The sequence below is a fragment of the Methylophilus methylotrophus DSM 46235 = ATCC 53528 genome, assembly GCF_000378225.1.
Taxonomy (GTDB): domain Bacteria; phylum Pseudomonadota; class Gammaproteobacteria; order Burkholderiales; family Methylophilaceae; genus Methylophilus; species Methylophilus methylotrophus.
The window spans coordinates 171,143-193,157 of the sequence record NZ_KB905141.1 but is presented as its reverse complement, the minus strand read 5'-3'; the positions used below and the strand labels follow the sequence as shown (position 1 = coordinate 193,157).

19 protein-coding genes are annotated in these 22,015 nt (G+C 49.8%); 2 read left to right on the top strand and 17 right to left on the bottom strand.

The window, feature by feature from the left end:
* Position 1: 1 nt before the first annotated feature.
* Positions 2-895, bottom strand: a complete 894-nt coding sequence (locus F463_RS0100925) for an NAD(P)-dependent methylenetetrahydromethanopterin dehydrogenase (RefSeq protein ID WP_018985156.1) — start codon at positions 893-895, stop codon at positions 2-4.
* A gap of 119 nt (positions 896-1,014) precedes the next feature.
* Complete coding sequence (locus F463_RS0100920) at positions 1,015-1,989, bottom strand: beta-ribofuranosylaminobenzene 5'-phosphate synthase family protein (RefSeq protein WP_018985155.1); 975 nt, start codon at positions 1,987-1,989, stop codon at positions 1,015-1,017.
* A 205-nt stretch (positions 1,990-2,194) separates the two neighbouring features.
* Here F463_RS0100920 and ppsA point away from each other — a divergent pair, with 205 nt between their 5' ends.
* Together ppsA and F463_RS0100910 are read left to right on the top strand one after the other, a co-directional pair.
* Complete coding sequence (gene ppsA, locus F463_RS0100915) at positions 2,195-4,567, top strand: phosphoenolpyruvate synthase (protein ID WP_026295186.1); 2,373 nt, start codon at positions 2,195-2,197, stop codon at positions 4,565-4,567.
* Between the two features lie 37 nt (positions 4,568-4,604).
* Complete coding sequence (locus F463_RS0100910) at positions 4,605-5,408, top strand: pyruvate, water dikinase regulatory protein (RefSeq protein ID WP_018985153.1); 804 nt, start codon at positions 4,605-4,607, stop codon at positions 5,406-5,408.
* 37 nt (positions 5,409-5,445) lie between these two features.
* Here F463_RS0100910 and F463_RS0100905 read toward each other — a convergent pair whose 3' ends face one another.
* From F463_RS0100905 to F463_RS14660, 15 genes are all read right to left on the bottom strand, one after another.
* Positions 5,446-6,132, bottom strand: a complete 687-nt coding sequence (locus F463_RS0100905; RefSeq protein WP_018985152.1) for a hypothetical protein — start codon at positions 6,130-6,132, stop codon at positions 5,446-5,448.
* A 136-nt stretch (positions 6,133-6,268) separates the two neighbouring features.
* Positions 6,269-7,489, bottom strand: coding sequence for a multidrug effflux MFS transporter (locus F463_RS0100900; protein WP_026295185.1), 1,221 nt, complete (start codon positions 7,487-7,489; stop codon positions 6,269-6,271).
* A gap of 86 nt (positions 7,490-7,575) precedes the next feature.
* Positions 7,576-8,757 carry a pyrroloquinoline quinone biosynthesis protein PqqE gene (gene pqqE / locus F463_RS0100895; RefSeq protein WP_018985150.1) on the bottom strand — a complete coding sequence of 394 codons (1,182 nt, stop codon included), beginning with the start codon at positions 8,755-8,757 and terminating at the stop codon, positions 7,576-7,578.
* Between the two features lie 18 nt (positions 8,758-8,775).
* Positions 8,776-9,060, bottom strand: coding sequence for a pyrroloquinoline quinone biosynthesis peptide chaperone PqqD (pqqD, locus tag F463_RS0100890; RefSeq protein ID WP_018985149.1), 285 nt, complete (start codon positions 9,058-9,060; stop codon positions 8,776-8,778).
* 32 nt (positions 9,061-9,092) lie between these two features.
* Complete coding sequence (gene pqqC / locus F463_RS0100885; protein ID WP_018985148.1) at positions 9,093-9,857, bottom strand: pyrroloquinoline-quinone synthase PqqC; 765 nt, start codon at positions 9,855-9,857, stop codon at positions 9,093-9,095.
* Between the two features lie 9 nt (positions 9,858-9,866).
* Positions 9,867-10,808, bottom strand: a complete 942-nt coding sequence (gene pqqB, locus F463_RS0100880; protein WP_018985147.1) for a pyrroloquinoline quinone biosynthesis protein PqqB — start codon at positions 10,806-10,808, stop codon at positions 9,867-9,869.
* A 255-nt stretch (positions 10,809-11,063) separates the two neighbouring features.
* A complete protein-coding gene (locus F463_RS0100875; RefSeq protein ID WP_018985146.1) occupies positions 11,064-12,146 on the bottom strand; it encodes a 3-deoxy-7-phosphoheptulonate synthase in 1,083 nt (360 codons plus the stop codon).
* The gene (gene hisC / locus F463_RS0100870; RefSeq protein ID WP_018985145.1) at positions 12,143-13,249 is read right to left on the bottom strand and encodes a histidinol-phosphate transaminase; all 1,107 of its coding nucleotides are present in this window, start codon (positions 13,247-13,249) and stop codon (positions 12,143-12,145) included. Before hisC ends, F463_RS0100875 begins: the two co-directional genes overlap by 4 nt.
* An 8-nt stretch (positions 13,250-13,257) precedes the next feature.
* Positions 13,258-14,340, bottom strand: coding sequence for a prephenate dehydratase (gene pheA, locus F463_RS0100865; RefSeq protein WP_018985144.1), 1,083 nt, complete (start codon positions 14,338-14,340; stop codon positions 13,258-13,260).
* A gap of 23 nt (positions 14,341-14,363) precedes the next feature.
* Positions 14,364-15,443 carry a 3-phosphoserine/phosphohydroxythreonine transaminase gene (serC, locus tag F463_RS0100860; RefSeq protein WP_018985143.1) on the bottom strand — a complete coding sequence of 360 codons (1,080 nt, stop codon included), beginning with the start codon at positions 15,441-15,443 and terminating at the stop codon, positions 14,364-14,366.
* 8 nt (positions 15,444-15,451) lie between these two features.
* On the bottom strand, positions 15,452-18,022 hold the full coding sequence (gyrA, locus tag F463_RS0100855; protein WP_018985142.1) for a DNA gyrase subunit A: 2,571 nt from the start codon (positions 18,020-18,022) through the stop codon (positions 15,452-15,454).
* A 184-nt stretch (positions 18,023-18,206) separates the two neighbouring features.
* Entirely contained in the window at positions 18,207-19,391 is a 1,185-nt protein-coding gene (locus tag F463_RS0100850) for an O-succinylhomoserine sulfhydrylase (RefSeq protein ID WP_018985141.1), read from the bottom strand.
* Positions 19,392-19,584: 193 nt separating this feature from the next.
* Positions 19,585-21,120, bottom strand: coding sequence for an amidophosphoribosyltransferase (gene purF, locus F463_RS0100845; protein WP_018985140.1), 1,536 nt, complete (start codon positions 21,118-21,120; stop codon positions 19,585-19,587).
* A 31-nt stretch (positions 21,121-21,151) separates the two neighbouring features.
* Entirely contained in the window at positions 21,152-21,670 is a 519-nt protein-coding gene (locus F463_RS0100840; protein ID WP_018985139.1) for a CvpA family protein, read from the bottom strand.
* A 6-nt stretch (positions 21,671-21,676) separates the two neighbouring features.
* The coding region (locus tag F463_RS14660) for an SPOR domain-containing protein (protein WP_018985138.1) at positions 21,677-22,015 on the bottom strand (339 nt) is incomplete at its 5' end.

Below are 22,015 nucleotides of genomic sequence, written 5' to 3'. Positions count from 1 at the left end.
TTTACTCCACGTGTGCACAGGCATACTCATATGCCTCATGGTAATCAATGTGCATGGGGCTTTCGCTTTGCAGCATTTGCTCCAGTAGCTTGTTTTGGGTGACATATTTCAACTGGCCAATCGCCAAGGCGCCAAAACCGGCCACTTGTGTGCCTTCAATCACGCCACCATCAGAGAATGTGTCTACGCCCTCAATGCCAGAAGGAGGGACTGCGTTTACGTCTGCCACCACTTTCAGTGATTTGGAGTTGGCGAATTGCTTGATTTCAAGGACGCGAATCCCAGCTGGTGTTGCACACAAGGCTACTGTCGCTTCATTCAACACAGCCACTTTGGCAGCCTCTGTACTGCCATCCACTACTTTGAGGCTGACATCATAATTGCTAGAAAGCTTATCAACATACGCCTGCATACTGGCAACATCCGAGTGCGCCACCATCAATACAGTGGCTCCCTGGCGAGCTGCGATGAGTGCTGCTGTCGAGCCCACGGTACCACTGGCACCAAAAATAGCGACTTTTTCCTTGCCCAAACCACTACCAGATTTCTGCAAATAAAAATCGACTTTGGCCAGCATGGCTGCTGCCGTGGTAAAGGCACCGGACGGATCAGAAAAAGTATGGCATTCAAATGGCTTGAACATGGCACTGCGCGCCTGCTTCTGCATTTCCAGCGCCACCTGGATATCGCGGCCACCAAAAAATAAGGCTTGCTGCTTTAATCCACTCGGGCTGCGTGAAAAAATGGCATCCTGCGTCAACGCGACGATTTCATTCAAAGTCACATCGGTGTAAGAAATAATTTTCTCATAGCCAGCATCAAAGGCCATATTCACATCAAATGGACTGGCATTCTTGGCAGCAGTGAACAAATGCATAATACTGGTTTTTTTCATTCTTCCCCCCGGTACGGTTCGTTAACAATATCTTTCGCCAATATACACATATCCAGACCAGTTCAAAATAAAGAGTAGACCGTAAAAGCCATAACTTTTCAAAATTATCTTAAGAAAATTTAATCTGCGCCATTCCCAAACATAATATTGGCCGACTGATTCATGGCTGCTGTGACGATAAATCCCAGGGAGGCATCGTTAGCATGCAAATGCAGCAGCTGCATTTGCATAGTGACCGCTTCTGCACGCGAAGGCAGCAACACAAATCCTGTTGGTCCCCAGGACGTCTGTCCGATGCCTGCATAACCTTGTTTTTTAATAGATTGCAAAATGCTTGCCACGCTCGAACTGGCATAGGCACCACCCTGTGCAGGCGCGAAATAATCTGCATTATAAGCTTGCAAATCACCAAGAAAACGGCTGAACGTGGCAAAATCCTGCTCGATCAAGGCAGGCAAACCCTGGCTTAACAGCTGTTGCTGGATAACTTGTGTGGCGGTCAGCGATTGTGGCTCAAGCTGTTTAAATGCGTTTTTTTCACCCTGACCATGCAATCCATCGCGACTGTTGTCAACAATCAGTAAAAAGTGCCAATCTGGTGGAAAAGCATGTTGCGCTATTAAGGGCGGCACCTCTGTATGTGGCCCGCGCCCACTATCTACCACAAACCCACCATGTTCAAACGTCGCAATGCCAATGCCTGAACGTGCGCCGCGCTGATGCGTTGCTGCGATCTTCGCTGCATTCACAGGCAGACCCAACAAGGTATTCACCGCAGCGCCTAATGCCAGCGCCATCTGCGTGCCTGAACCGAGGCCACCATGGCGAGGGACGGCCTGCTTGATGGTTACATTGATTTCGGCGTTTAACCCGCAAGCACTCAAGTGATGCTGCAGCCTCTCGGACACCCATGGATCTAATGGTGACTGCTGCGGGCCAAGCCCCACAGTCAATGAAGTTTGAAAGGCATCAATCGCCACGCCCACACTGCCAAACTGGCGTTGGCTTTGCTGGCTCAAGTTAAAAAAACCGAGATGTAAGCGACCATATGTGGTCACGCTGACCACGCGCTCAACAGGAATCACTGCATTCATGGCGTTTTATTATAAAGATGCTAAAAAAAATGGAATGGCGATGTCATGGCGACGTGACATTAAAACATGATTTTGGCATAATGGCCGCTATAAAAGTCATTCTACAATCAGACTATGTCCGGCAAACGGCCTCTACTGATCGAATTTTAGTCCATTGCACTCCGCGATAGATGATCACCAGTTTTAAAATAATTAAGGGTTTTATATGGTAAGTCATGTTATTCCATTTGAGAATCTAAGAAACACCGATGTGCCGTCCGTTGGGGGCAAGAACGCTTCCCTGGGCGAAATGATCTCTCAGCTCACAGCCAAAGGCGTACGCGTTCCTACCGGGTTTGCGACCACTGCCGATGCTTACCGCGAGTTTCTGGCCCAAGGTGGTTTGAATGACAGAATCAATGACTTGCTGGACAAACTGAATGCAGATGACACCCAGGAATTGGCGCGCGTAGGCTCACAAATCCGCCAATGGATCATGGAAGCAGAGTTTCCACCGGCATTGCAGACAGCGATAGCCGACAACTATGCCAAACTGATTGAGAAATCAGCGCCAGGCACCACCTTTGCTGTACGCTCTTCCGCGACTGCCGAAGACTTGCCAGACGCTTCTTTTGCCGGCCAGCAAGAGTCTTTCCTGAATATTCATGGTTTGGACAACATTAATCACGCCATTAAAGAAGTGTTCGCCTCGTTGTATAACGACCGTGCGATCTCCTACCGCGTACACAAAGGCTTTGTGCATGCTGATGTCGCCCTGTCCGCTGGCGTGCAACAAATGGTACGCTCAGATATCGGCTGTGCCGGCGTGATGTTTACCATTGATACTGAGTCCGGCCACCGTGATGTTGCTTTTATCACGTCTTCGTATGGTTTGGGTGAAACCGTGGTGCAAGGTGCCGTGAACCCGGACGAATTTTACGTCCATAAGCCATTGCTGGCACAGGGCAAACCAGCGATTGTACGCCGCACCATGGGTTCAAAACTAATCAAGATGGTATTTTCAGATGCCACCCAGGCAGGCAAATCCACGCACACCGTGCCTGTAGATGCTGCTGAATCTAACCGCTACTCGCTGAACGATTCAGATATCCTGGAATTGGCAGGCTATGCCATGACCATTGAGCAGCATTATGGCTGCCCAATGGATATCGAATGGGGTAAAAATGGACTGGACAACAAACTGTATATCCTGCAAGCGCGCCCTGAAACTGTGAAGTCCCAGGAGTCAGCCAGCAATGTGACCGAAACTTTCAAGCTGCAGAAACACTCTTCTGTGCCTGTCGTCGCTGGCCGTGCCGTGACTCAGAAAGTAGGTGTTGGACCGGTACGTATCGTGCTGGATCCAGCTGAAATGCACGAAGTGCAACCAGGTGACGTATTGGTTGCCGACATGACTGACCCGAACTGGGAACCGGTGATGAAACGTGCCAGCGCACTGGTGACTAACCGTGGTGGCCGTACCTGCCACGCGGCAATTATTGCCCGTGAACTGGGGATTCCCGCTATTGTAGGTTCCGTCAATGCGACCGATTTGCTCCGTGACGGTGAGGTAGTTACTGTTTCTTGTGCCGAAGGTGAAACTGGTTTCGTTTATCACGGCGCATTAGAGTATGAAGTTTCCACGCAAGCCAATAGCGAACTGGCGAAACCACCTTGCAAGATCATGATGAACGTCGGTAACCCGGATATGGCATTTACCTTCGCTCAAACGCCGAATGATGGTGTGGGCTTGGCGCGTCTGGAGTTCGTCATCAACAACATGGTTGGTATTCACCCGAAAGCTATCCTCAATGTCGATGCCATGCCTAAAGCGATGCAGGCAACCATTCATAACCGCGCACGTGGTTACGCCAGCCCTAAACAGTTCTATATTGATAAAGTGGCTGAAGGTGTGGCAACGATTGCTGCCGCTTTCTATCCCAAACCAGTCATCGTGCGTACCTCTGACTTCAAGTCCAACGAGTACAAGAAACTGGTTGGTGGCGACATCTACGAGCCGGATGAAGAAAACCCAATGATTGGTTTCCGTGGTGCAGCTCGCTACATGGCTGAAGACTTTAAAGAGTGCTTTGCCATGGAATGCCAGGCCATGAAAAAAGTCCGTGATGAGATGGGCCTGACCAACGTGGAGTTGATGATTCCATTCGTGCGCACTCTGGAAGAAGCGAAAGCTGTGACCGACATCATGGCCGCCAACGGCCTTAAACGTGGTGAAAACGGCCTGCGCCTGATCATGATGTGTGAAATACCTGCTAACGCCCTGCTGGCTGAACAGTTCCTGGAGTACTTCGATGGTTTCTCTATCGGCTCCAATGACTTGACTCAACTGACTCTGGGTATGGACCGTGACTCCGGTATCCTGGCAGACGGGTTTGACGAGCGTAATGATGCGGTAAAAGTCCTGCTGAAAATGGCTATCAACACCTGTAACCGCCTTGGCAAATATGTGGGTATTTGCGGCCAGGGCCCTTCTGACCATGAGGACTTTGCCGAATGGTTGGTCAAGGAAGGCATCCAGTCTGTGTCATTGAACCCAGACACAGTGGTTGCCACCTGGCAGCGCCTGACCAAAAAATAAGCAGACAGCATTATTAGTTACTCATTGAGGCACCTGTATGAATCACCGTTCTGTGTTTATTGTTTCTGATGGTACGGGGATTACGGCAGGTGCCTTAAGCAAACTTCTGGAACACTTTCCCAATACCCAGTTCACAACTACCCGCCTCCCCTTTACGGATAACGACGAAAAGGTTCAGGCAGCGTTTGAGCATATCCAGAAAGTGGGCGACCAGGATGGCATTCGCCCGATAGTGATCATGTCGATCGGCAATGGTGAACACCGTAACCACCTCAAGCAAGCCAACGCGTATTTTATTGATTTATTCCACCGTTTTATTTATCCGCTAGGTTCCGAACTCAACCAGGAGCCACTCACAGGTGCCAGCATTGCTTACAGTGTCAAAGGCCATAGTTACCTTGAGCGCATGGAAGCGATTAACTTTACGCTAAATCATGACGACGGCATGACCAACTCTGGTTTGGATGAAGCTGATGTGATTCTGATTGGCGTCTCCCGTTGTGGCAAAACACCGACCAGTATCTACCTGGCCATGCAATTTGGCATCAAGGCAGCCAATTACCCATTGATCCCGGAAGACTTTGAGCGCGGTTCTTTACCCGCAGCGGTAGAAAAGAATATTGACAAGATTTTTGGGCTGACCATTAAACCCGAACGTTTGCATTCTGTGCGCAGTGAGCGCCGTCCAGACAGTTTTTATGCCTCTTTGGACAATTGCCGCAAGGAAATTGCGACAGCTGAGGAAATGATGCGTCGCTATAACATTCCCTGGGCAGACTCTACCAGCCGCTCGATTGAAGAGCTTTCTGCCCTGATCCTGCAAAAAATTCGCCAGCGCTAAGGCTGGCGTTTTTTCTATAGCAATCCAAGCTTGGCAATCAAGCGGCAATCGCCATCTCGCGGCCTTGCATGGCTGGAGATTTTGCAGATTGCGTCTTAAGCATATCACTACGCCAAAAGTAATAAAACTCACGGGAAACACTGAGGAAAGTATGCTGGGAGCCCAGTGCATTGAACAGCGGTAAATTCCTGTCCACCATCTGGCGATAGCTATGTGATTGTTTATAAGGCACCTGACGCAAAGAGAGCAACAAGCACTTAGCCATGCGCATGCGTTCTTTAAATACGGCAGGCTCGAACCCACGCACCATGGATACCTGCTTAAAGGTATCCATCACTTGCTCTTCTTGGCTAGTCATGGTGGTTTTATCCAGGTCGTACCAATGTTTGAATAACTCATCCTGGGTCGCCATGGTCACTGGCGTAGTACCGTTGAAGACTTTCGCCTGGCTCATGGCGGCAATGGCCTTGATATCACGGACCCAGAACGAGAAAAACTCGCGAACGACAGGCAATATGGCTGGAATCTCGGCCGGATCCATGCTGGCAATAAAGCGGTCAACGGCTTGCCGGTAATGGCTACCGTCACAAGGAATATCTTTCAGGAAAGCACTCAGGCGAATAATCACAAACTCACGTTGAACCAGCACACGCTGACTCACGCCTTGACCGGTAAGCAGTTTGACATAGGCCTTTTGTGCTTCTTCTTCTCTGGTCATTTCCATATGAACTCCCGTTATTTATTCTTAAGAATGCGCTGCCATCTGACAGGCATTGACAGTTTCATCTTAAAACAAGCCTTGGTGGTTCAAATATCGAATGAAGGCGGTAAACATCCCATAATTCGGTGCTTGAGGAGGGCTATACCTTGTCGTTGATTGCGCTGGCATGCGCTTGCGGTTGGTGCGTCAGGCGCAATAACAAGGTGCTCAGCAAAGTCATCATGAGCATCGCCACCGCGAGAGTGAATGTGGAATGCCATACGAAAGGCACGATCGCTGCCGAGCAGACTGTGGAACAAAGCATTTGCATGAACGCCTGTGCAGAGGCTGCCGTCCCGCGCACTTTGGGATAACAATCGAGGGCGGCAATAGACAGTACCGGCATGGCGGCAGCCATGCCTATATTAAAGAGTGCAATGGGCAAGATCGCCAGCCACCAGGCGTGATGAATGCCATTGCCCACCCATAACTGGATACAGACATTCAAACTGGCAATCAATACCATCCAGGCAAATGCATATCGCAACATCCGTGACGCGGCAATCTTGCCGGCGGTGTGACGGGATATCCAGGAACCCAACATCATGCCGGTCACCGTCGGGATAAACAGGTATCCAAACTGCTGGCTGTTCAAATGCAAATGCTCGACCAGGAATATCGGGCTTGCCAACACATAAATGAAAAAGGCGGCAAAGTTAAGACCCAGACACGCAATCAATGCCAGGAAAACACGGTGCCTAAGCATTTTGCCATAGGTATGGGCTATGCCTGCCAGTGAAAAAGGCACCCGCTTTTCTACAGTCATGGTTTCAGGCAGGTAACGTACAGCCATCCATAAAGCAACCGCTGCATACAAGGATAAAAACAGGAAAATGGCTTGCCAGTGGATTCCCAGTAACAGGCCACCCAAAATCGGGGCAACCGCTGGTGCAATGCCGAATAACAGTTGCACGGTCGCCATGACGCGCTGCGCCTGGGCACCGGAGAACAGGTCTCGCACCATAGCACGTGCAACTGTGTTGCCCGCCCCGCCACTCACGCCCTGCAATGCCCTGAACAGCCACAAGGTCTGCACATTGGGCGCGAAGGCACAGCCCAGGCTTGCCAATACAAAGATGGCTAATCCCCATTTAATGGTTGTAATGCGGCCGATGGCATCAGAAATAGCCCCATGACACAAGGTCATGACGGCGTAGGGTAATAAATAAAAAGTTAAGCTCTGCTGGATCGCCAGTTCATCCGTGCCAAACTCAGCCGCCATGACATGGAAAGCTGGCAGGTAGGTATCAATCGCAAAAGGCGCTAACGCAGCCAGTGCTGCCAGAACCAGCACGAGTACTGAAGAACGAGATTTCAAAATGAAAGACTTTCCTAAAAAAATACAGGTGCCCGATGGGCACCTGTAGATCATAAATCATATTGCAGCCGTTGGCTAAAGATCATTTACTAAGGCAGGGCGTGGAACTGCTCTATACGCTCCTTATCACCTTCTACATATTTTTTGGAGTTCTTGTCTGTCCTGAAAATAATGGGCTGTTCACGCAAGAATGGTTTTTGAGAATTGGCCAATGCTTCATCAATCAACTGACGGTTTGGCGACTTGGTACACACTGGATCCGCCATTTCAGCATCTCCACTCAGCAAATAGGATTGGCAGCGGCAACCGCCCAAATCATTTTCTTTCTCATCGCAACTGCGGCAAGGCTCTTTCATCCACTCCATGCCACGGTATTTATTAAACGCAGGCGACTCCCTCCATGCCCATTCCAGGCCATTCTCCTTGACATTGGGGAACTCAAGGCCAGGCAATACCCTTGCAGAATGGCACGGTAATACATCGCCATTGGCAGTCACAATCATGAACACCTCGCCCCAGCCATTCATGCATTTCTTGGGCCGGTCAGAAAAATAATCCGGCACCACAAAAAATACTTTCATTTTGTTGCCAACACGCTCCCGGAATGCATTGGTTGCCGCCTCAGCCCGGTTTAACTGTTCACGCGTCGGCATCAGCTGATCACGATTCACCAAGCTCCAGCCGTAGTACTGGGTATTCGCCAGCTCAACGTAATCCGCACCAAGGGCTTCAGCCATTTCCAGGATTTTGCCTACCTGGTCAATATTGTAACGATGGATGACCACATTCAATACCATGGGATAGCCATGCGACTTGATCATGGCGGCTACCTTTTTCTTCAACTCAAAGGTGCGCGTATTGGTGATAAAGTTGCTGATATCTTCTGTGACATCGTGCATGGAGAGCTGGATGTGATCCAGCCCCCCTTCTTTAAAGGCCTGGATGCGTTTTTCTGTCAGCCCCACGCCTGAGGTTATCAGGTTACTGTAATAACCTAATTTGTGCGCTTCAGCCACAATCTCTTCAATGTCATCGCGCAACAAGGGCTCACCGCCAGAGATGCCCAGCTGAATGGCACCCATTTTACGGGCATCACGCAAAGCAGCAATCCACTGCTCAGTGCTTAATTCATTTTTAGTGTGCTTGTCATAATCGGTTGGGTTATAACAGAACGCACAATGTAGCGGGCACCGGTAGGTGACCTCTGCCAACAGCCACAAAGGCTGCTTTTGAGTAACACTTGCTGCAACGCCATTATTTAACTGTGCCATGATGCCCTTCCTTTCGGATTAATTCACCTTGCGTAACCAGGCTTTACCCACGGCGATATCAAACATGCCCAGGATATCGCTTTCAATGTCTTCGGCATCTGGAAAAGTATTCTTCAAGTCAGCCACAATCTCACCAACACTTGTTTTACCGTCCACCCGCTTGAGAATCTCGCCCGCACCACCGTGCAACTTGATCATGCCTTCGGGAAACAGAATGACATAGCTTTGCTGCGCTTCTTCCCACTGAAAGCGGTGATGCAAGGCGATGGCATAAATGTCTGAGTGCTGAATATTGTTTTCCATGTTCTACTTTCAATAACGCCGTGTCGAATGGCTTAGCTTTCGATTTGTATCACTGGCTGGCGTAAATAATCACGGCCTTCTGTTTTGATATCGGTACAGGCCAGCATGATAGAGTCGGCAATCACCCATAACACATTCAGTTTGAATTGCAGGATCTCCAATGCTTTCATCTGCATTTCTCGAGAAGTGCTGAAATAATCCAGTGTCACGCTTAATCCCTGCTCCACATCGCGCCTTGCTTCAGTCAGGCGCTTTTTAAAGTACATCAGGCCTTCTTCTTTCACCCAAGGATACATGCTGGGCCAGGAACTGATACGCTGCTGATGTATATGTGGTGCGAACAGTTCTGTGAGGCTAGAGCAAACACTCTCCTGCCAGGGACGTTGTTTGGCAAAGTTGATATAGGCATCTACCGCAAAGCGCACGCCAGGTGAGACAAGCTGCAGACTGGTTACTTGTTCACGTGTCAGACCAACAGCTTCGCCCAGTTTAATCCAGGCCTCAATGCCTCCAATCTGGCCATCTACGCCGTCATGGTCAGTAATACGCACTATCCATTGCTTGCGCACTTCCTTATCCGGGCAGTTAGATAAAATCGCCGCATCTTTCATGGGGATGGCGATCTGGTAATAAAATCGGTTGGCCACCCAGCATTGCAGCTGTTCTTTGGTCAACTTGCCTTCATACATCATCACGTGAAACGGATGATAAATATGGTACCCCTGCCCTTTTTCTCGAAGTTTTGCCTCAAACTCTTCACGAGTCCATGGCAATTGTGCCTGCGTCACTGCGTTCATTTTTCTCTCCTATAGAATGATGTCCATGCCGTCATATGCCACCTCGATCTTATGATCATCGAGGATCGCACGCTCGGCGGAATCTTCCCTTAAAATCGGGTTGGTATTGTTGATATGAATAAGCACTTTACGCACCGGTTTATTCACACCAAACTTGTCCAACTCTTCTATCATGCCGCCCGGGCCAGACTGTGGATTATGGCCTATGCTGCGCGCTGTCTTGGTCATCAGGCCCATATCCAGCATTTCGGTATTGGTCCAGAAGGTGCCGTCTACCATGATGCAATCTGCCTGGTTCATCAATGGCGGCAAATGCGGCTCGATTTCAGCCAGCCCTGGGGAGTACCAGCATTTTTTGCCGGTAGAAATTTCTTCAATCAGCACACCGATGGTATCGCCTGGATGCGGGTCATTACGGTGTGGGGAATATGGTGGCGCGGCACTTTTGAGCGCCACAGCTGTGAAACGCAGGTTAGGGACACCTGGAATCTCGAAACTGTGCGCCTGGCTGATATCGTTGGTATCAATGGGGATTTCATGGTGGTTAATGCCGCAATAATGACCAAGGATATTTAAAATCTGGTTGCCAGAGGTGAGGTCGCCATAGACAGCTTTGGTACAGTAAATCTCACGCTTTACTTGGCCCTCACGCAACATGAACAAACCCGTCGTGTGGTCAATTTGCGCATCAATCAGCACAATGGCTTGTATACCGGTATCCCGAATGCCACGGCCAGGCTGTAAAGGGGCAAACTCCTGTATTTGCTGCAATACATCCGGAGAGGCGTTGAACAAGACCCAATCAACACCATTGCTGGAGACACAGATGGACGATTGTGTGCGTCGCTTGGCTTTGATTGTGCCTTTACGCAACCCGTCACAATTTTGACAGTTACAGTTCCACTGCGGAAAACCTCCGCCAGCGCCAGCCCCTAATACGTGTATATGCATAATCGCTCGTTATTTCTATTAATCATGAATGTATCGATGAGTTTCATCTCATCATACAACAATTGTGAATGACCTACTGTTTCACAGCTATCGGCTGTTACTGTTTAAGTAGACTGGCATCATACGCATGCGTTGCATGAACAGCCTGCAATTGACAATGATTCCCTGCTCATGATTTTCATGAGCGCATCAATCCCGGCATCGGCACGCATAAAAAAGCCGTGCATAAAGCACGGCTTTTCATACACACATCACTTATTCAGCAGCGGCATGCTTGTCACGGCGGGCCTTGACTGCAGCAGCCAGCGTTTCCAGCACAGCCACTGAGTCCTCCCATCCCAAACAGGCATCGGTGATGGATTGCCCATAATTAAGGCTGCAGCCTGGCGAATGATCCTGTCGCCCTTCGTTCAAATGCGACTCTAGCATGATCCCGATTATGCGAGCATCTCCACCCGCTATTTGGCTAGCCACATCATTCACCACCGAAATTTGGTTTTTATATTGCTTCTGGCTATTGCCATGACTGCAATCCACCATCAATACCGGTGCCAGGCCAGCGTCTGCCAATTGGTCGCATACTGCTGCCACACTAGGCGCATCAAAGTTCGGCGCTTTACCGCCACGTAAAATCACATGGCAGTCTTCATTACCCTTGGTGGCAAAAATAGCGGATTCGCCTTCTTTGGTCACGGACAAAAAGTGATGCGGACTGGCTGCTGCCTTAATCGCATCAATGGCAACTTTGACGCCGCCATCGGTCCCATTTTTAAAGCCAACCGGACAAGACAGGCCAGAGGCCAATTCGCGGTGAATCTGAGACTCTGTCGTCCGAGCGCCAATAGCTCCCCAGCTGACCAGGTCAGCAGTATATTGCGGGGAGACCACATCGAGGAATTCTGTGGCTGCAGGCATGCCAATTTCATTCACATCCAGCAGGAAACGGCGGGCCTTCTCCAATCCAAGATTGATATCATAAGTCCCATCCAGATGCGGGTCGTTGATCAGGCCTTTCCACCCTACCGTGGTACGGGGTTTCTCAAAATAGACGCGCATGACAATGAGCAATTCGCCACCCAGTCGCTGACGCACATCGAGCAGGCGTCGCGCGTACTCCATGCCAGCTTCCGTGTCATGGATGGAACAAGGGCCAACAATCACCAGCAACCGGTCGTCGCCCTGATGGAGAATATGATGAATCGCTGACCGCGTTTTAAGGATGTTTTGGGTACTGACTGTACTTTCCTGCAGGCGAGACAATAGCTCCGCGGGCTTTACCAGCGGCTTGATTTCAAGCACGCGCACATCATCGGTGGCTAATTTTTCGTATGCAGTCATGACTTTAAAATATTTTCCAGCACTTCGAGGAATCGTGCATTTTCGCCAAACAGGCCGATGCTCACGCGTAAATAATCCGGCATTTCATAATTCGCCACAGGCCTTACGATGACGCCACTTTTCAACAATGCCTGATTAACAGCACTCGCGTTGGTCACTTTAAAACTGACAAAGTTGCCATAAGACGGAATATAGCTCAAGCCCAATTGCTCCAGGCCTTGCGTGATCTGAGCCATGCCCGCCTGGTTGGCAGCATAACTGCGCGCTACAAAATCCTCATCCTGTAAGGAGACCGTTGCCGCCACCTGGGCCAGGCTGTTGACGTTAAAAGGCTGACGCACACGATTCATCAAGTCAGCCAGCGTTGCATGCATCAAGCCAAAGCCAACACGCAAGCCAGCCAGGCCATATGCTTTTGAAAAAGTACGCGAAATAATCAGGTTTTCAAATTCTGTCAGCCAGGCGATAGCCTCAGATTTATCTACGGAAGATAAATACTCATCATAAGCCTCATCTAACACCACGAGGACATGCTTGGGCACTTGCTGTAAAAAGGTTTTTAAATCCGTTTTGTTGATCAGCGTGCCTGTTGGGTTGTTGGGATTCGCCACAAAAATCAGCTTGGTTTTAGGCGTAATGGCCTTTAAAAAACCTGGCAAATCATGGGCAAATTCAACGGCCGGCACGACGACGCCGGTTGCTCCCACGGCTTGCGTCACTAATGGATATACCGCGAACGCATGTTGAGAATAAATCGCCTCATCACCTGCGGTCAGAAAAGCACGGGCGGCCAGCTCCAGAATGTCATTAGAACCATTGCCAAACACAATTTGCGCAGATTGCACACCGTATTTGCGGCTTACCGCATCGCGTAAGGCAAAACTATTGCCATCGGGATAACGCGCAATCTCGTAAATGGCTTCTTCCAGTGCCATTTGCGCTTTGGGACTCATGCCCAATGGATTTTCGTTAGACGCCAGTTTAACGATGTCCGCTTCATTAAGGCCCATTTCACGGGCTAATTCGCTTATGGGCTTGCCACCTTGATATGGCGCAATCGCACGGATATTGGCAGGGGCTAATTCTGATAAAGATAAGGACATAGGTAGAATTAAATAATAGCGGTTGGGTATGAGCCCAACACTTTAAGGAAAGTCGCGCGCTCAGCCAGTTCTTTCAGCGCAGCTTGTACCGAGGGCTGCTGTTGATGACCTTCAATGTCAACAAAAAATACGTAGTTCCATAGATTTTGACGTGATGGACGCGATTCCAGCTTGGTCATACTCACGCCATGGCGTGACAATGGTTCCAGCAATTGCAACACCGCGCCTGGCTTGTTGTGAGCACTCATCACCAACGAGGTTTTATCCTGACCAGAAGGTGCGACGCCGTGATTACCCAACACCAGAAAGCGCGTGGTATTTTTCGGATCATCTTCGATATTTTCGGCGAGTATATTCAAGTCAAACAATTCAGCCGCACGTTTGCTGGCAATCGCAGCCGCAAACGTGCCTTGGGTGGCGACTAGCTCATGAATCATTTGTGCAGCACGCGCGTTGCTGGTCACAGCTTCTCGTTGTGCACTCGGTAACACTTTATTTAGCCATTCATGACATTGCGACAAAGACTGTGCGTGCGAGAACACATGCGTGATCTGTTGCAAATCCTGCTGGGCCGATAGCAAGCAGTGATGTACTGGTAAAGTCACCTCGCCTACCACTTGCAGCGCACTACCCAGTAATAAGTCCAGCGTAATTCCCACCGCACCTTCGGTTGAGTTTTCTACAGGGACAACGCCGTAATCCGCCTGGCCAGCTTCCACCGTACGAAAAACTTCATCAATACTGCCGCAGACGACTGCCTGGCGGCCTTCACCAAACTGCTTGAGTGCGGCTTCTTCACTGTAGGTGCCCAGTGGGCCCAAAAAGGCAATCGCAAGTTCTTTTTCCAAAGCGCGACAATTGGACATGACCGCACGGAAAATATGGCTGACGGCCTCCGGTGACAGCGGCCCTTCATTTTCTGCTTGCAAGCGACGGATAATTTGCGCTTCACGCTCAGGACGGTAAATCACACCATCATCCTTTAAATGGCCGATTTCACGTGCCAGCTTGGCACGCTCATTGACGAGCGCTAGAATCTGCGCATCAATCGCGTCAATCTTATCTCTAAATTGTTTTAATAAATCAGACATTTAAAGTTTAATGTTAGTGTATTTTATGAATTATTTCTTTCGAATTCTTGCATGAATTCAACCAATGCTTGAACGCCTTCAACAGGCATGGCGTTATAAATACTGGCTCGCATACCGCCCACCGAGCGGTGACCTTTGAGTTGCAACAGGCCACGGGTATCCGCCGCTTTCAAAAACACTTCGTTCAGGGTTTCATCACGCAATCTGAACGGGATATTCATGCGGGAACGATAGGCTTGTTGAATCGGATTGTAATAAAAGTCCGTTTGATCAAGATAGTCATATAACAAGTTGGCTTTGGCTATATTGACCTTCTCAATCGCCTCCACACCGCCCTGTGCCAACAACCATTCAAATACCAGCCCAGCAATATAAATGCTGTAAGTAGGCGGGGTATTAATCATGCTCTGGTTTTCAGCCTGGGTTTTCCAATGGAATACGGCTGGCGTCAGAGGGGATGCCTGTTCCAGTAAATCTTCACGCACAATCACCAGGCATAAGCCTGCCGGGCCAATATTTTTCTGTGCGCCGCCATAGATGACGCCGTATTTTGAGACGTCAATCGGGCGCGACAGGATATGCGAAGACATATCTGCCACAATGGGGACCCCGTGAGTCTCAGGCACCTCGACAAACTCAACGCCATTAATGGTTTCATTGGTGCAGTAATGCACGTAAGCGGCATCCTGATTCAATTGCCACTCAGAGAATGCAGGCACATAAGTGAAACCGTCAGCTTCTGCCGAGGCAACAATGTTAATCTGGCCGTAAGCTTTGGCATCCTGCACGCTACGCTTGCTCCAGGAGCCAGTGACGACGTAGTCCGCAGACTTGCCATTGAGCAGATTCATGGGAATGATGGCATTTTCGCCAATCGCCCCACCTTGTAAAAATAATACTTTGTAATTGGGCGGAATCGCCAGTAACTGGCGTAAATCTGCTTCTGTTTTTTCGAGGATGCTGGTGAATTCTTTGCCGCGATGCGACATTTCCATCACGCTCATGCCGGAACCATGCCAATCAAGCATTTCAGCTTGTGCACGCTCCAGTACAGGTTTGGGAAGGACTGCCGGACCGGCAGAAAAATTAAAAATCTGTTTCATGCGTCTGCTTATTCTTCGCTGTCGTCACCATCATCATCGGTCTCTACGATTTTCTCCAGACCTGACAATTTCTCACCTTCACCCAAGTTAATCAGAGTCACGCCTTGTGCAGCACGTCCCATATCGCGAATTTCCTTAACGCGAGTACGGATCAGTACACCACCGGTGGTGATCAACATAATTTCATCTTCTGCCGTCACCAGTTTTGCCGCAATCGCCAGGCCATTACGCTCACTGATCGCAATCGCCTTCACACCCTGTGTACCCCGGCCAGAATGACGGAACTCAGACAACACAGTACGCTTGCCATAACCATTCTCGGTCGCGACCAACACGGATTGCTGGTCATTTTCGGCAATCAGCAAGGACAATACTTGCTGCTTAGCCGCCAACTTCATGCCACGCACACCACGGGTTGCACGGCCCATTGGGCGGACATCATCCTCGGTAAACCAGACGGCTTTACCGCCATTGGAAACCAGCACTATGTCGTTCTGGCCATTGGTCACTTCAGCACCAATCAGGTAATCGCCATCATCAAGGTTAATGGCGATAATGCCGGATTTACGCGGATTAGCAAACTCAGTCAGCGCGGTTTTCTTCACTGTGCCCATAGAGGTCGCCATAAACACGTAGTGATTTTCATCGAACTCTTTTACCGGCAGGATGGCGTTGATTTTCTCGCCCTCTTCCAATGGGAACAGGTTCACAATCGGCTTGCCACGGCTCACTCGGCTGCCTTGCGGCACTTCATAGACTTTCAGCCAGTAAACTCGGCCACGGCTACTGAAGCACAAGATATAATCATGGGTATTCGCCACAAACATCTTGTCGATAAAGTCATCTTCCTTGGTTGCAGCGGCTTGTTTACCACGGCCACCACGCTTCTGTGCGCGGTACTCATCCAATGGCTGTGATTTGACATAGCCCGAATGGGATAAAGTTACCACTACATCCTGCGGCGTAATCAGGTCTTCCAGGGATAAATCCTGGGTGTTTTGCTCGATTTCGGAACGGCGTTTATCGCCAAACTGCTTCTGGATCTCGTTGAGCTCATCCACAATAATGGCGGTCACGCGCTCTGGCTTGGCCAGGATATCCAGCAAGTCAGCAATGATATCCATGACTTCTTTGTATTCATTGACGATTTTGTCTTGTTCCAGGCCGGTCAAGCGTTGCAGACGCATCTGTAGGATTTCCTGCGCCTGCACATCAGACAGTTTGTAGCCCTTTGGTGTGAGGCCAAAATCAACTGACAAGCCTTCAGGACGTGAAGCCTCCATGGCTGCACGCTTAAGCATTTCTTCCACTACCGGCGAATTCCAACTGCGCGCCATCAATTCTTTTTTCGCTTCTGGCGGTGTTGGGGCAGCCTTGATGATGGCAATCATCTCATCCACATTGGCCAACGCGACCGCCAGGCCTTCCAGTACGTGGCCACGGTCCCGAGCCTTACGCAGTTCAAACACGGTACGGCGTGTCACCACTTCGCGGCGATGACGTAGGAAGGCTTCCAGCATCTGCTTGAGGTTGAGCAAACGTGGCTGGCCATCCATCAGCGCCACCATATTCATACCGAACGTGTCTTGCAGTTGAGTTTGCTTGTAGAGGTTATTTAAAATGACCTCTGGGACTTCGCCGCGCTTGAGTTCAATGACCACGCGCATACCAGACTTGTCAGACTCGTCGCGAAGGTCAGAAATACCTTCGATCTTCTTCTCGTTGACCAGCTCGGCAATTTTTTCAATTAAGGTTTTTTTGTTGACCTGATATGGCAACTCATCGATGATAATCGACTGGCGGCCGCCTTTTTCCAGGTCTTCAAAGTGAGTGCGACCACGCATGACGACACGACCACGGCCGGTTCGGTAACCTTCCTTGACGCCAGCGGTACCGTAAATGATACCGGCGGTCGGGAAGTCTGGCGCCGGGATAAGTTCGATCAACTCATCCACGCTGATTTCCGGATTCTTGAGCAGCGCGAAACACGCGTTCAGCACTTCATTGAGGTTATGGGGCGGAATATTGGTCGCCATCCCCACCGCGATACCAGAGCTGCCGTTGATCAGCAGGTTAGGAATGCGCGTTGGCATGATCAGCGGCTCTTGCTCGCTACCGTCATAGTTAGGGCCAAAATCAACGGTTTCTTTTTCGATATCCGCCAGCAATTCATGCGCGATCTTGGCCATACGGATTTCGGTATACCGCATAGCCGCCGCATTATCGCCGTCGACCGAACCAAAGTTACCCTGGCCGTCTACCAGCATGTAGCGCAAGGAGAAATCCTGCGCCATACGCACGATGGTGTCATACACGGCAGTATCGCCGTGCGGGTGATACTTACCGATCACATCCCCAACAATACGGGCAGATTTTTTATAAGGTTTGTTGTAATCGTTAGACAGCTCATGCATGGCGAACAACACGCGCCTGTGTACTGGCTTAAGACCATCACGAACATCGGGAAGCGCCCGACCTACAATCACGCTCATGGCGTAATCGAGGTAGCTGCGGCGCATCTCGTCTTCTAAACTGATAGGCAGGGTTTCTTTAGCAAATTGATCTGGAGACTGACTCATTCTTGACCCAATTTATAGTTAAAAGTTATCACGCGATTTTAGCATATCTAGCGCAATCCCGCTCGGCAAATCGCGGCCAAGAAGCTAATTACAAGAAGCTAATTGGAGGATCCGCTAGACAGCCAGAAAAAACAAAGGGAGCACGAATGCTCCCTGAATGATTCATAATCCATGCAGCAGTAAATCACTCTGTCAACAGTTGTAAATCCGCTTTCAAATCTTCAATATGCTCCAAGCCCACCGCAATCCTCACCAGATTATCCTTAATGCCTGCTTCAGCCCGTGCCTCGGCAGTGACGCGGCTATGTGTGGTGGTCGCCGGGTGCGTGATAGTTGACTTGGCGTCGCCCAGGTTTGCCGTAATCGAAATCAGGCGCGTCGCATCGATCAAAGCCCACGCTGCCTCCTGTGCAGTTTGGCCCGCACGAGGCTTGACCTCAAATGTCACGATTCCGCCTCCTAAGCGCTGCTGCTTTTGTGCCAAAGCATATTGCGGGTGTGAGGGCAAACCTGGGTAATACACGCGCTCAACGCCAGGCTGCTGTTCAAGCCACTGCGCCAATGCCAAGGCACGTGTTGCATGCGCCTCCATCCGCACTTGCAGAGTCTCAAGGCCTTTCACGAACACCCAGGCATTGAATGCACTCATGGTCACGCCAGCCGTGCGTAAAAAAGCATAGACAGGCTCAATTAACACCTTGTTGCCTAACACGGCCCCTCCTAGCACCCTCCCCTGACCATCGATATACTTGGTGGCGGAATGAATCACGATATCCGCGCCCAACTTGAGGGGTTGCTGCAATGCTGGCGTACAAAAGCAGTTATCCACTGCCAAATAAGCACCAGCAGCATGTGCGACTTCCGCTAGTTGGACAATATCGCCCACTTCAGTTAATGGGTTGGAAGGCGTTTCGGCAAAAAACAGTTTTGTATTGGGTTTGGCTGCTGCCTTCCAGGCCTCGACATCCGTCAATGAAACAAGCGTCACCTCCAGCCCCCACCGTTTGAGGATATTTGTAAACAACTGAACGGTAGTTCCAAAAATACTGCGCGAAGCCACAATATGGTCACCCGCGCTACAAATACCCATGATGCAAGCAAGAATTGCCGACATGCCACTGGCGGTTGCCACACACTGCTCTGCGCCTTCAAGTGCAGCCAGCTTATCTTGGAACATAGTCACGGTAGGATTGGTAAACCGTGAATAAATATTGCCCGGTTCTGTGCCACCAAAACGCGCCGCTGCCTGCGCCGCATTTTTAAAGCGGAAACTGGAATTTAAAAACAATGCTTCAGAGTTTTCCCCAAACTCTGTGGTGAGTGTGCCGGCACGCACTGCCAGCGTTTCCAGATGGTATTGATCGTTCATGTTTCCTCAAACTTCTGTCCGTAACCGGACGGCAATAAAAAACCCGCTTTAGCATTGCGCTAAAACGGGTCTTTGGGCTCTCGCTTTAGCAGTATTTATAATGCGCTCGCAAGCTGAGTTTGGCTTCGTTTAAAGTTCGCCACTCAAATCAGCGCAATTCCATTAAACGCCTTTTGCAGGCGACTGTCAAGCCTTACTCCACGCCCACCAGATCCGTAGATAACAGGTTCAAATCGAGTTGCGTGGTTGAGTTTGGCGGCAACTGTTTTTTACTCATATCACTGCGTGCAGACTCAATGCGGTTTAAATACGCCGCATCAATATCACCAGTGACATATTTGCCGTCAAAGCAGCTGCAATCAAATTCTTTGAGATGAGGATTAGATTTGGTAATGCTTTCGCGCAGCGCATCGAGATCCTGATAAATCAGAGCATCAGCACCAATTTCGGCACAGATTTCTTCATCTGTACGATTAGTCGCTAACAGCTCATGACGGCTAGGCATATCAATGCCATACACGTTCGGATAGCGTACTGGTGGCGCTGCAGAAGCAAAATATACCTTGTTGGCGCCCGCATCACGCGCCATCTGCACGATTTGTTGCGAAGTCGTGCCGCGTACAATCGAATCGTCTACCAGCAACACATTCTTGCCCTTAAACTCAATGCCGATCGGATTCAGTTTCTGGCGTACAGACTTTTTGCGCAGTGCCTGGCCAGGCATAATGAAGGTACGACCGATGTAACGGTTCTTGATAAAACCTTCGCGGTAATCCAGCCCCAGCGCAATGCCCAACTGCAACGCACTTGGACGGCTGGTATCTGGGATAGGAATGACCACATCAATCTTTTTATCGGCCCATTCGCGCTTGATTTTCTCGGCGAGCAAAGTACCCATATCAAGACGGGTCTGGTACACGGACACACCATCGATCACTGAGTCAGGGCGGGCCAGGTAAACGTACTCAAAAATACAGGAGGTCAGTGTTGGGTTTTCGGCACACTGGCGGCTGAACAAGTTGCCGTCCATATCAATGAATACGGCTTCACCTGGCTCAACATCACGCAATATGGTAAAACCCAGAACATCCAGCGCCACGCTTTCAGAAGCAACAATATATTCGGTACCTTTATCGGTCTCTTGTTTACCAATGACCAATGGGCGAATGCCATGTGGGTCACGGAATGCCAGCAGACCAAAATTGGCAATCATGGCCACTACCGCATAAGCGCCTTTACAACGTCTGTGCACGCCAGCCACGGCATCAAATACCATGTCGCTATTCAACAATGCGTTTTTAGAAGTATGTTCAATCTCGTGCGCCAAAACGTTCAACAACACTTCTGAATCAGAACTGGTATTGATGTGACGCAGGTCTTGCCTGAACATTTCAGATTTGAGTTGCTCGGAGTTGGTCAGGTTACCGTTATGGCCCAACACAATACCGAATGGGGAATTGACGTAGAAAGGCTGCGCTTCGGCGGCACTGGAAGAACCAGCAGTTGGGTAACGGACATGGGCAATACCGACATTACCGATCAAGTTACGCATGTGGCGCGTATGAAATACATCCTTCACCAGGCCATTATTTTTGTGCATGTGGAAAGTGTTACCATCACAGGTGACGATACCAGCAGCATCCTGACCACGGTGCTGTAAGACCAGCAATCCGTCGTAGAGCAGCTGATTGACGGGGTTCTTGCCTACAATACCGATAATTCCACACATAGTGACATCCTATCAAACACTCGATTACAAATTAAATAGTAGACTCATCTACCGGCTGCTGGTCCAAATGCACGTGCTCCGCAATACTAGATGGCATCCAGGGGAGCAATTTCAAGACCAATGCCTCTACAGGGGCACTGAGCATGGCATTTGTCCAGCGTATATCTTTTGGCAAATCCGTCATGGCCGCGAGCATGGCCAGGATACACACAATCAGCACACCCTTGGCAGTGCCAGCGACTCCACCTAGCACCCTGTTAAAACCTCCCAAACCAATGGCTTTCAGGAGGGTTGTTAATAACAGGGCACATAAGGCGCAGACAAACAGCACCAGTAAAAATACGATCAAAAAAGCTGCCATGGCCTTAATCGCTTCACCAGGAATTTGCTCAGGCATGTAATGCATGACCTGGCTGTTAAAACGGTTGGCCAAATAAAAAGCGAGCACCCAGCCCAGCACAGAGAAAAGCTCATGTATCGCTCCGCGCATCAGCCCCACCAGAATAGAGAAACCTATGATGCCCAGTACCAGATAATCAAAAATGGTCATAACCTATCAGGATTTGGTTGCCACAATACCGCTAAACCCTGCTGCTTGCAGTTTTTGTAATGCTGCCGCAGCCTCATTGCGTGTCGCGTAAGTGCGCGTACGCAAACGTAGCTTCTGCCCGGCGGCATCTACACTTTCAGTGGCAGTTTCAAACCCGGCCTGCTTCAGTTTGGATTGCAGATTTTCCAAGTTTTTTGGATCTGAAAAAACACCAAACTGCACAAAAAACTTACCAGTTTTTTTATCGGATGCTGCTGGCTCTTCTTTAGGTTTGGTCGGCGCAACTTTGGGTTCAACTTTGGGTTCAACTTTGGGTTCAACTTTGGGTTCAACTTTGGGTTCAAC